At 38.0% G+C, this 11,591-nt stretch carries 9 protein-coding genes; 8 read left to right on the forward strand and 1 reads right to left on the reverse strand.

The window, feature by feature from the left end; translation table 11 throughout:
- Positions 1-57: 57 nt before the first annotated feature.
- Positions 58-975 (reverse strand): ribonuclease HIII, encoded by a 918-nt coding sequence (rnhC, locus tag HMPREF2731_RS01695; protein ID WP_002329499.1) that lies wholly within the window; start codon positions 973-975, stop codon positions 58-60.
- Between the two features lie 201 nt (positions 976-1,176).
- On the opposite strand from rnhC, the gene zapA reads away from it, so the two are divergent.
- From zapA to HMPREF2731_RS01735, 8 genes are all read left to right on the forward strand, one after another.
- Positions 1,177-1,614 (forward strand): cell division protein ZapA, encoded by a 438-nt coding sequence (zapA, locus tag HMPREF2731_RS01700; protein ID WP_002290800.1) that lies wholly within the window; start codon positions 1,177-1,179, stop codon positions 1,612-1,614.
- A gap of 57 nt (positions 1,615-1,671) precedes the next feature.
- The gene (locus HMPREF2731_RS01705) at positions 1,672-2,220 is read left to right on the forward strand and encodes a CvpA family protein (protein ID WP_002333754.1); all 549 of its coding nucleotides are present in this window, start codon (positions 1,672-1,674) and stop codon (positions 2,218-2,220) included.
- Positions 2,221-2,362: 142 nt separating this feature from the next.
- Positions 2,363-4,723 carry an endonuclease MutS2 gene (locus tag HMPREF2731_RS01710; protein ID WP_070703816.1) on the forward strand — a complete coding sequence of 787 codons (2,361 nt, stop codon included), beginning with the start codon at positions 2,363-2,365 and terminating at the stop codon, positions 4,721-4,723.
- A gap of 86 nt (positions 4,724-4,809) precedes the next feature.
- Positions 4,810-5,124 carry a thioredoxin gene (trxA, locus tag HMPREF2731_RS01715; RefSeq protein ID WP_002290803.1) on the forward strand — a complete coding sequence of 105 codons (315 nt, stop codon included), beginning with the start codon at positions 4,810-4,812 and terminating at the stop codon, positions 5,122-5,124.
- A gap of 181 nt (positions 5,125-5,305) precedes the next feature.
- Positions 5,306-7,084: an excinuclease ABC subunit UvrC gene (gene uvrC, locus HMPREF2731_RS01720; RefSeq protein ID WP_002290804.1), complete on the forward strand. Its 1,779-nt coding sequence runs from the start codon at positions 5,306-5,308 to the stop codon at positions 7,082-7,084.
- Positions 7,085-7,227: 143 nt separating this feature from the next.
- The gene (locus tag HMPREF2731_RS01725) at positions 7,228-8,127 is read left to right on the forward strand and encodes an ABC transporter ATP-binding protein (RefSeq protein WP_002290805.1); all 900 of its coding nucleotides are present in this window, start codon (positions 7,228-7,230) and stop codon (positions 8,125-8,127) included.
- A complete protein-coding gene (locus HMPREF2731_RS01730; protein ID WP_070872192.1) occupies positions 8,120-9,379 on the forward strand; it encodes an ABC transporter permease in 1,260 nt (419 codons plus the stop codon). The genes HMPREF2731_RS01725 and HMPREF2731_RS01730 overlap by 8 nt, the downstream gene beginning before the upstream one ends.
- A gap of 160 nt (positions 9,380-9,539) precedes the next feature.
- Positions 9,540-11,438, forward strand: a complete 1,899-nt coding sequence (locus HMPREF2731_RS01735; protein WP_070872194.1) for a fructose-bisphosphatase class III — start codon at positions 9,540-9,542, stop codon at positions 11,436-11,438.
- Positions 11,439-11,591 lie beyond the last annotated feature (153 nt).

Raw genomic sequence — 11,591 nt, forward strand, 5'->3', positions numbered from 1 at the left:
ATTGAACACCGTTTATTCGGAATAAGGGACTGTGACACGACTTATGTCACAGTTTTTTTATTTTTTTATTAGCTTCAACGCTTTTTCTGTATTGGCAAAGTGAAGTTTGGCATATTTTTCAAGCATAGGCATGCCGCCTTTTTCTAATAGTTTTGCCGCTATTTGATCAGATTTCGTTCCAGCTCCTGAGGGAAGGGTGATTCCAGCTTCAGCTGATGCTTTGTCTAACTCTTCTAAAAAGCTGGCACGACTGATGATAGAAGCAGCAGCAACAGCTAAATGATATTGTTCTCCTTTAGTAACGAAGTACAGTTTTTCTTGCAAGTGATTTTTTTCTAAACGCGCATATTTTTTAAAATTTGCTTCTGGCGTAAACTGATCAATCAAAATCGCTTCTGGTTTTTCTGGTGCGATCTTTTTTAGCAGCAAATGGATTGCTTGATTATGCAAAGCGACTTTCATCCGAACAGCATTGTATTTTGGCTGGATCTCATTGTATTTTTCTGGGGGCAAGACAAGTAGTTTGTAAGGGATAGTTTCTTTTAAGACATCAGCAAGTTGGATGATTTGGCTATCTTTTAACTCTTTTGAATCTCGAACACCAAGTTTACGTAATTCTGCAAGCTGATCACGTTTCACATAAGCAGCACATACTGTTAGTGGACCGAAATAGCTGCCATTTCCGACTTCATCGCTACCTAAAACGGATAATTGACTGATATTTTTTGGCAAAGAAGAGACCGTTCTTGCTGGTTTGGCCTGCTTATCCTGTGCCTGTCCCCAGCGCTGAGCTTCCGTTTCTGCGTTTGCCCCTTGGAACATCACTTTTCCTGATGTGTAAGCAGTGATGGTCGTCCCGTCTTTTTTAGCAGCAAAGATAGTATAAGGAATCTGTTTATTTAACAAATAAGAGCGATAGTGTGCTTTCATTTGACTAAGTTGGTCGTTCGTTGCTTTGATAATGACGTTGCTCATAAAATTCTCCTCGTTTTTATACATAAATCTATACCGCAACTCCTGACTTTTCGTTTTCTAAGAGGTTGCGAGACATAGCATTTTTTTAAAGTTTATCATATAATAGTTAAGTATGTGAAAAATATTTGTGGAGAACGGTGAAAGAACCAACTTCATGGTACACTAAATAAAACTTTCATCAAATAGGAGGAAATGATTCGTATGGCGCACGAAAAAACACGCTACAAAGCAGTGATTGCCAACCAAACATATACTATTATCGGACGGGAAACCAAGCATCATATGGATATCGTAACGAAGCTGATCAATGAGCAGTTAGCAGAATTGAAACAATTATCACCACAAATGGATAATGAACAAGCAGCGATCTTGATGGCTGTCAATGCGCTTTCGGATCAATTGAAGAAACAAGAAAGAATCTTGGAGCTAGAAGAAGAAACAGCAGAATTAAAGAAAAAAATGATCAAATTTACAGAGCTTGAAAATCGCGTAAAACGCATGGAAGCAATCGAGAATGAAGCTCGAGAAGTACTGAAAGAAAATGGTCAAGCAGATTATACTATTAAAAATCATGTGGAAGCACAGCAGATTTTAAATGAAAAACGAAAAGGACAAATCAAACAAAAATCTTCTAATTAAGATCCTTTTATCAAAATAAGAAAAATTTAAAAAAGTTAGAAGAGAAAGGAACGTAGCATGCTGAGTTTGCTGATTTTATTTTTATTGCTAATTGCGTTTTTTTCTGGAGCACGTCGCGGGTTTGCTTTACAAGTCATATTCGCAATCGGATATGTGTTGTCATTTATTGCTGCCCAGCATTTTTACAAACCATTAGCAAGTCATTTGGAATTATACATTCCATACCCAGCTGTCACCCCGACATCAAAGTTAGCATTTTTTGATCAAGTATTTGCCTTTCACCTAGATGAAGCTTTTTATGCAGGAACGGCTTTTCTGATCATTTTGCTGATTGGCTGGCTGATCACCCGATTTGTGGGGGTCTTTGTCCATGGATTGACATATGTGCCGATCTTGAGACAGGTAGACTGGATTGCAGGAGGTATCCTGTCACTAATCATGGCTTACGTTACTATATTTTTGATTTTGCAGTTACTTGCCTTTGTTCCATTAGATGTGGTCCAAAATCAATTCGGCGAGCATAGTTTCGCTCGTTTTATCGTTGAGAGAACGCCCTTTCTTACCAACAAGATGTATGAGCTTTGGGTAACGAATATTTTGAATTAAGGAAAATAGGGCTAGAAAATATTTTTTTAGAAAAACTTTTACAAGAATGTTTTGTTTTTTGTACACAGTAGTTTATTTAAGAAGGCTGCGCAACGTATGTCCGGCACAGCCCTCTTTTCATAGTGAAAGATAAGGTGATAAAATGAATAACCGAATCCTTGAAACATTGGAATTTGAAAAAGTCAAACAGATGGTCAAACAATTTGTAGTGACTGCACAAGGAAAAGAAGAACTGGCAGAATTGGTACCAGTGAGCGAGAAACAAACGATCACAGAATGGCTTCAAGAAACTGAGGATGGGTTGAAAGTACAACGTCTGCGAGGCGGGATTCCTATACCAAAACTTGAAAATATCCGCCCTCATATGAAACGGATCGAAATCGGGGCAGATTTGAATGGAGTGGAGCTTGCACAAGTTTCCAGAGTGTTATCTACGACAAGTGAATTGCATCGGTTCATTGATGATCTTTCTGACAGTGAAATTGAATTTGCGCGTTTGTATATGTGGGCAGATCAGCTAGTCACGATTCCTGTTTTAAGTCGCCGTTTAAAGGAAGCAATCGATGAAGACGGACGCGTGACCGACGATGCTTCTCCTGAGCTAAAAATCATAAGACAGAACATTCGTCGCAGTGAACAAGCTGTTCGTGAACAGTTAGACGGAATCGTCCGCGGGAAGAACGCAAAATATTTGAGCGATGCAATCATCACCATGCGAAATGACCGCTACGTTATCCCAGTCAAACAAGAATACCGCGGTGTATTTGGCGGTGTAGTCCACGATCAAAGTGCTTCAGGACAGACTTTATTTATTGAACCAAAACAAGTGGTGGATTTGAATAATCGTTTGCGTCAATATCAAATCGCTGAACGAAATGAGATTCAACGTATTTTAAGTGAACTTTCTGCAGAACTTGTTCCACATCGTCAAGAAATCATCCACAATGCTTATGTGATTGGTAAAATGGATCTGATGAATGCAAAAGCACGATTTGGTAAAGAACTAAAAGCCATCGTGCCGGGAATCAGTGAAGACAATCATGTCGTCTTGAAACAAGCAAGACATCCGCTGATCGATCAGGAAAAAGTAGTTCCTAATGACATCGCAATTGGAAAAGACTATCAAGCCATCGTCATTACAGGACCTAATACAGGTGGGAAAACGATCACGTTGAAGACTTTAGGTCTGTTACAGCTGATGGGGCAAGCAGGGTTGCCGATTCCTGCAGGAGAAGAAAGCCAAATCGGTATTTTTGAAGAAGTATTTGCGGATATAGGAGACGAACAGTCGATTGAGCAAAGTCTATCGACCTTTTCTTCTCATATGACGAACACTGTAGATATTTTATCAAAAGTCAATGAAAAAAGTCTGGTACTATTTGACGAGCTTGGTGCAGGAACAGATCCGCAAGAAGGTGCTGCTCTAGCAATCGCGATCTTAGATGATCTTGGTAAAAAGTCTGCTTATGTGATGGCAACAACACACTATCCTGAATTGAAAGTTTATGGATACAATCGGGCAAATACGATTAATGCTAGTATGGAGTTCGATGTGGATACACTAAGTCCAACGTATCGTTTACTGATCGGTGTGCCTGGTCGGAGCAATGCGTTTGAAATCTCCAGCCGATTAGGTCTTGATACAGATGTTATTAATGAAGCAAAGCAGTTGATGAATGATGAGAGCCAAGATTTAAATGAAATGATCACAGATTTAGAGAATCGCCGGAAAATGGCAGAGACCGAATATCTGAAAATGCGTCATTTTGTTTCTGAGGCACAAGAACTTCATCATGATTTGAAAGAAGCTTACAGCTATTTCTTTGAAGAACGTGAAAAAGAAATAGAGAAAGCAAAGAAAAAAGCAAATGAAGTCGTGTCAGAGGCGGAAAAAAAAGCAGAAAAAATCATTGCTGATATTCGTAAAATGCAACAGCAGATCGGGCAAGGAAATGTGAAAGAGCATCAGTTGATCGATGCAAAGACCCAATTAGCAAATCTACATCAAGAAGAAACATTGAAGAAAAATAAAGTATTGAAGAAGGCGAAAGAACAAAAAACATTAAAACCGGGAGACGAAGTGTTGGTTACGACTTACGGCCAAAGAGGGACGCTTTTACGTAAAAACGGGAATCAGTGGCAAGTAGAAATCGGTATACTAAAAATGAATGTGTCCGAAGACGAACTGACGCCTGTTGCTCCTCAAAAAGAGCCGACACAACGAGTTGTCCATGCTGTACGCTCTGAATCTAGCAGTCATGTGCCGAATCAATTGGACCTTCGAGGAAAACGATATGAGGAAGCGCTAAGTGAAGTAGATCAGTATTTGGATTCTGCCATCCTAGCAGGTTATCCTCAAGTGACTATTGTCCACGGAAAGGGGACAGGCGCACTTCGCAAGGGAATTACTGATTATCTTAAAAACCATCGGAGCGTCAAAAGCTTTGAGTTTGCACCGGCAAATCAAGGCGGAAATGGTGCAACAATTGTTAAATTTAAGTAAAACTTACTAAAGGTAAGCAGATGGTTCGCTATCCAAGGATAGAAATGCTATACTGGTCATAGATTTTAAAAATGGAGGTCTTTAATATGTCACAAGTAATTACAGATAAGACATTTAATGAAGAAACAGACAAAGGACTTGTATTAATTGATTTTTGGGCAACTTGGTGTGGCCCATGTCGTATGCAGGCACCGATTTTGGATCAATTGGAACAAGAATATGATGAAGAAGAATTCAGAATTGCTAAAATGGATGTGGATGAAAATCCAGAAACTCCTCAACAATTCGGAATCATGAGTATTCCAACATTAATGTTGAAAAAAGATGGTCAAGTAGTAGAAAAAGCTGTTGGTGTTCATTCAAAAGAACAACTACGTCAAATGATCGATCAATATTTATAAAAGCTTAAAGCAAAAATAAGCTGAGGATGGGACTGAATTCAGTTCCGTCCTCGGTTTTTTTGCGGTTGAGTTAAGGTTATTCAAATTAACATTTTTTGAGTATAATTACGTTGTCAGGCTGGATTGTTTTTTTGACAGACATGCTATAATAACTTTAATTGAATATGAAGGGGAGTACCAGATGAACGAACGAATCAAAAACAAACTAGCTTTACTTCCTGATCAGCCCGGCTGTTACTTGATGAAAGATAAAAATGGAACGATCATTTATGTCGGAAAAGCCAAAATATTGAAAAATCGCGTCCGCTCATATTTTACTGGCAGCCATAATACGAAAACGGAACGGCTTGTTAGTGAAATTGAAGACTTTGAATACATCGTTACAGAATCGAATATAGAAGCTTTGCTCTTAGAAATCAATCTGATAAAGAAAAATGATCCTAAATACAATATTATGTTAAAGGATGATAAAACCTATCCTTTCCTTAAGATAACGAATGAAAAATATCCCCGTTTGGTGATTACTCGCAAAGTACTAAAAGACAAAGCACTGTATTTTGGACCATATCCAGATGTCGGTGCGGCGAATGAGACAAAGAAGATTCTCGACCGATTATTTCCTCTGAGAAAATGCAAACCTAGTCAGACGAAGGAGCCTTGTCTTTACTATCATTTGGGGCAATGTCTGTGTCCTTATTATTTCGACGTAGATCCGAAAGTCTATACGAAAATCGTTGATGAAGTGAAAAACTTTTTAAACGGAGGACACGAAAAAATCGAGTCAGAGATCCATCAAAAAATGGAAAAAGCTGCTGAAAACATGGAATTTGAAAAAGCTGCAGAATACCGAGACCAGATCCGTGCTATCGAAACAATCATGACTCGCCAAAAAATGACAAATACTGATTTACTGGATCGAGATGTATTTGGTTATGCGATTGATAAAGGCTGGATGTGTGTCCAAGTGTTTTTTGTAAGACAAGGAAAGTTAATTGAACGAGATGTTTCAATGTTTCCTTTCTATAACGAAGCAGAAGAAGATTTTTTGACTTATATTGGTCAGTTTTATCAGGAAAATGAACATTTCATTCCTAAAGAAGTCTTGATTCCTGATACGATCGACAAGCCAAGTGTAGAAGCTTTGTTGGATACGAAAGTTCTACAACCGAAACGAGGCGAAAAGAAAAAATTAGTGGAATTGGCGAATAAGAATGCCTCAGTTGCTTTGAATGAACGATTTGATCTGATTGCTAGAAAGCAGGAACGGACGATCGGAGCAGTGGAACGTTTAGGAAACGCAATGAATATCCCGACCCCAATACGCATTGAATCATTTGATAACTCTAATATCATGGGGACGAATCCTGTGGCTGCGATGGTCGTATTCATTGATGGAAAACCAGCAAAAAAAGAATATCGGAAATATAAAATAAAAACAGTCAACGGACCGGATGATTATGCATCGATGAGAGAAGTCATCTATCGCAGATATTCACGAGTGATTCGTGAAGGGTTGCCTTTACCTGATTTGATCTTGATTGATGGAGGAAAAGGACAAGTCGATGTAGCAAAAGATGTCTTAGAAAATCAATTAGGAATCGATATTCCTATTGCTGGTATGGCAAAAAACGATAAACATAAAACAAATGAGTTGCTATTCGGTACAGATTTGGCTGTAGTACCACTTGAACGAAATTCACCTGAGTTTTTCCTGCTCCAGCGGGTCCAAGATGAAGTCCATCGATTCGCAATCACTTTCCATCGGCAGCTGCGTAGTAAAAACAGTTTTGCTTCCCGATTAGACGAAATTGAAGGGCTAGGACCGAAACGAAAAAAAATGTTGCTTAAAGAGTTCAAATCATTGAAAAATATCACAGCAGCTACGATAGAAGAATTACAAGAAATCGGACTACCGAAAAATGTCGCACAAAACGTATTTGATAAATTACATCAGGAATGAGAAAAGGGCACTTTACAAAGAAAGTAAAGTGTCCTATCATTTTAATTACAACAACAAGAGAGTATACGTTTTGTTGGTAAATAATAAATCGCTTACATCTGGTGTCTTAGGATATATGGATTTATTGAAGAAGGAGTGAAGAAATGTTAGAAGTCAAGAATCTTGTTAAAACTTTTGGGAACTACACAGCTGTCGATCATGTCTCTTTCCAAATCCCAGACGGAAAAATCATGGGGCTGATTGGTCAAAACGGTGCTGGGAAGACAACGACTTTTCGTTTGATCTTGGATTTTTTGACACAAGACCAGGGAGAAGTGTTATGGAATGGTCATCATCTTGGGGAGAAAGATTATGATATCATCGGCTATCTTCCAGAAGAACGAGGACTTTATCCAAAAGTAACGATTCAAGACCAACTGCTTTATTTTGCAGAACTTAGAGGGAAATCAAGAAAAGAAATTGAACCAAAAATCGATTTTTGGATGGAAAAATTTCAGGTAAAAGGGAAAAAGACGGATAAAGTAAAATCTTTGTCTAAAGGGAATCAGCAAAAAGTCCAGCTTATCGCCACATTGATCCATGAACCTAAATTGATCATTTTGGATGAACCATTTAGCGGGTTAGATCCGGTAAACGCGGAATTACTGAAAGATGGAATATTGGAATTGAAAAAACACGGTTCATGTGTCATTTTTTCTAGCCATAATATGGATAATGTAGAAAAAATCTGTGATCATTTGATCATGCTGCGAAACGGAAAAATGGTTTTGAATGGAAAAGTCCATGAGATCCGTGAATCATTTGGCCGTACGAAGTTATTCTTGGAATCTGGGTTAAGTCAACAGGAAGTAGAAGAAATCGAAGGCGTGAAAAAAGTGATCCTTCGTGAGGATAATACGTTAGAGATCACATTAGAAGATCCTGAAGCTGGGAAAGAAATCTTTACTCGTGCGACTCAGTTCGGCTACATTCCTATGTTTAACCAGCAACCGCCAACTTTGGAAGAGATTTTCAAATTGAAAGCAGGTGAAATCGATGCGTAAGTTTTGGATTATTACCAAAGATGTCTATTTAAAAAATGTTAAGTCGATTTCTTTCTTGATCATGATATTAGTCCCTTTTATCATGCTGGGTATCATTTATGTAGCAGGAAACTTTGCTCAACAAAATAGTGATGTCAATAAAATCGGCGTATTGGCTGATAATGAGCAAATCAGTCAGCAAATGAGCCAAGTCAAAACAGATGATTTTGAGTTCAAAGCAGTTGATTCTGAAGAAAAAGCACAAAAAGAGCTTTCGGAAGAAAAAATCGATGCGTATTTAGTAGTCTCAACTGAGAATGATAAGATAAATGGGATGCTTTATAGCGAAAATTCATTAGGACAAAGTACACAACTACTGATACAACAACTGACTGGCTTGCAATCGATGCTTCGAGCAAGTCAATTAGGCATTTCACCAGAAGAAGTAGCTAGCTTGAGCCAACAAGCAAGTTTGACTCGACAAAAAGTCAATTTTGATTCAAAAGGAAAAATGACAGTTGGAGAAGATAACTCGACAGTCCAATATGTCGTAAGTTATGTAGCAACGATTGTCTTGTTCATTATTATTTTGACGTATGCGCAGATCATTGCACAAGAGATCGCTTCTGAAAAAGGCACGCGGATCATGGAAGTGATCCTGTCCAGTACGACTGCACAAAAGCATTTTTACGGAAAACTAACAGGTGTTTTACTTGTTGCATTAACGCAAATGGCATTATACGGTATTATTTTTGGTATAGGATACAGTCAATTCAAAGATATGGAAATGGTCAAAAATATATTAGACGGTATCTCATTGGATAACTTGATTGGACCATTCTTGTGGTATTCTCTTCTATTTATGATCTTTGGCATTTTGATTTTTTCTGTTTTGGCAGCTTTATGTGGCTCTTTGGTCAACAAAGCAGAAGATACAGCAAAAGCAATCTTGCCAGTGACTTATTTATCTTTAGGCGGATACATGCTTGGGTTGATATTAGGTGCGTCAGATCCAAATAATATCGTTATTCGGATCACTTCGTATATTCCATTTTTATCTTCCTATATTATGCCGGTTCGCTTGGCAAATGAGACAGTCGGTATGGGTGGAGCATTGATTTCCTTGTTGGTACTTGTAGCCGTGACATTCTTATTGATGATCTTGTCTGCAAACATGTACAAATCGAATGTACTCGTGTATAGCGAAGGCGGATTATGGAGTTCATTGAAACAATCGATTTCAATTATGAGAAATGAACGAAAAAAAGCATAAAATATAGAAAAATATAGAAGGAAGCTGGACATTTATTGTTCCCAGCTTCTTTTTTGTATAGACCTATTTCTATTTTTTTATTATATTGGATATATATTCATTGAAAATAGCGCATAACAACTTTATAATGTTGAGTATACCAATTTTTGGAGGCGTTTTAATGGACCGCTATTTAGATTTACTTTCAGAGAAGTTCCCTACAACGGAAGATGTCATCACGGAAATCATCAATCTCGAAGCAATTTTGCAGCTTCCAAAAGGAACAGAGTTATTTTTGAGCGATATACATGGCGAATTTCCTGCTTTTGATCATATTCTGCGTATCGGTTCAGGAAATCTTAAAGAAAAGATCAAAGACCTTTTCTCTGAACAAATGACGGAAACGGAGATCAGCCAATTCACTATTTTTACGGCTTATCCAGAATATGTATTGACGACTGATTGGTACAAAAAACAAGATAAATCCCAGCTGATCCATCGTTTGATTGATCTTTTACGGTTTACGACAGTCAAATACACTCGATCAAAAGTTCGAAAAGGATTGCCGAAAGAATATAGCTATATCATTGAGGAACTCTTGTATATCGATGATCGTATCAACGGGAAAAAAGACTATGTAAAAAAAATCATTGAACAACTTGTCTTAATGAAGGAAGAAGAAAAATTTTTAACAAAACTTGCGCAGACGATCCAAAAATCTGTCATCGATCATTTGCATATCGTGGGTGATATTTTTGATCGGGGAACTCAAGCAGCCAAAGTAATGGATCGAATCATGGATTTTTCCTCTGTAGATATCCAGTGGGGGAATCATGATATTTTGTGGATTGGTGCGTATTGCGGCTCTGAGGCATGTTTATTGACGCTTTTACGGATTGCTGCACGCTACAACTATTTATTTGAATTAGAGAAAGAATATGGAATAAATTTACGTCCATTATTTTCTTTTGCCCATCAAACCTACCAGAAGAATCCTGTATTTACCCCTAAAAACAGGGAAAATCTATCTGAAAGAGAGCAAGAAGAATTAGAAAAGATCCATCAAGCGCTTTCTATCCTCCAATTCAAATCAGAACATCAGTTGTTGGATCGACGACCTGAATTTAAAATGGACGATCGTAAATTGCTGGAAAAAATCAACTATGAAGAATCAACAATCGATTTAGAAGGTCAGCTCTATGAGTTGAAAGGGACTTGTTTTCAAACGATCCAGCCAGATGATCCCAAAAAATTCTTGGAAGAGGAACAAAAAGTGATCGATAGTTTGATGTATTCATTCCAGCACTCGTTAAGAATGCAAAAACACATGACGTTTTTGATAGAAAAAGGGGGAATGTATCTCACGAACAATCAACATGTACTGTTTCATGGCTGTATACCTGTAGATGAAAAGGGGCAGCTCTTAGCATTTGAATTAGACCAATCTTATCGCGGAAAAGAACTACTGGGATTTTTTGAAAAACAGATAACTGAAAGCGCAAAAGATTTGACTGCAAAAGAAGATTTGGCGACCGATTTGATTTGGTATGCGTGGAGCGGGCCATTTTCGCCTTTATTCGGCAAGAGTAAAATGGCCACTTTTGAGCGCTATTTTCTCACAGAGCCTCATACGCACGTCGAAAAAAGCAATACCTATTATCACTTGCGAGATGAAGAGTGGTTCAGTGAAAAAATTTTGGCAGAATTCGATGCAAAAGAAGAAGGTTCAGCAATCATCAATGGGCACACGCCAGTAAAAGTAAAAAAAGGAGAGTCACCGATCAAAGCAAACGGAAAAGCATTTGTTATTGACGGAGGTCTATCCAAAGCTTATCAAAAAAAAACCGGGATTGCTGGCTACTCATTACTATGCAATTCTTACGGTTTCCAAATCGTGACACATTATCCGTTCTTGCCTATTGAACAACAATTTGCAAAAAAATCTGATCAAACGAATGTAAAAAAAGTGATCGAGCAGCAGCTCCCACGCAAACTTAATCGGGATACGACAAAAGGAATGGAATTACAGCAACAGATTACTCAGCTCCAAAGGCTGTTGGATTATCGAAAGGACGATTGAGAAAAATGCTAGCCAACATTGCTCAATAGACTAAAAAAGGACTGCAACAAAAGGCGTATCGCAGTCTCCTTCGGAATTAGCTCAAAAAACGGAAAAATATGAGGAGCTATTTTTCCGTTTATTTCTCTAATACTCAGGTCAGGGCGCTGATTT

This window comes from Enterococcus sp. HMSC072F02 (assembly GCF_001837725.1).
In the GTDB taxonomy this organism is placed as follows: domain Bacteria; phylum Bacillota; class Bacilli; order Lactobacillales; family Enterococcaceae; genus Enterococcus_B; species Enterococcus_B lactis.

Bases quoted from the DNA above. Each gene is read 5' to 3' on its own strand.
- zapA (WP_002290800.1), top strand. From the start codon at position 1,177: ATGGCGCACGAAAAAACACGCTACAAAGCAGTGATTGCCAACCAAACA.
- HMPREF2731_RS01705 (WP_002333754.1), top strand. From the start codon at position 1,672: ATGCTGAGTTTGCTGATTTTATTTTTATTGCTAATTGCGTTTTTTTCT.
- HMPREF2731_RS01725 (WP_002290805.1), top strand. From the start codon at position 7,228: ATGTTAGAAGTCAAGAATCTTGTTAAAACTTTTGGGAACTACACAGCT.
- HMPREF2731_RS01710 (WP_070703816.1), top strand. From the start codon at position 2,363: ATGAATAACCGAATCCTTGAAACATTGGAATTTGAAAAAGTCAAACAG.
- uvrC (WP_002290804.1), top strand. From the start codon at position 5,306: ATGAACGAACGAATCAAAAACAAACTAGCTTTACTTCCTGATCAGCCC.
- trxA (WP_002290803.1), top strand. From the start codon at position 4,810: ATGTCACAAGTAATTACAGATAAGACATTTAATGAAGAAACAGACAAA.
- HMPREF2731_RS01735 (WP_070872194.1), top strand. From the start codon at position 9,540: ATGGACCGCTATTTAGATTTACTTTCAGAGAAGTTCCCTACAACGGAA.
- HMPREF2731_RS01730 (WP_070872192.1), top strand. From the start codon at position 8,120: ATGCGTAAGTTTTGGATTATTACCAAAGATGTCTATTTAAAAAATGTT.
- rnhC (WP_002329499.1), bottom strand. From the start codon at position 975: ATGAGCAACGTCATTATCAAAGCAACGAACGACCAACTTAGTCAAATG.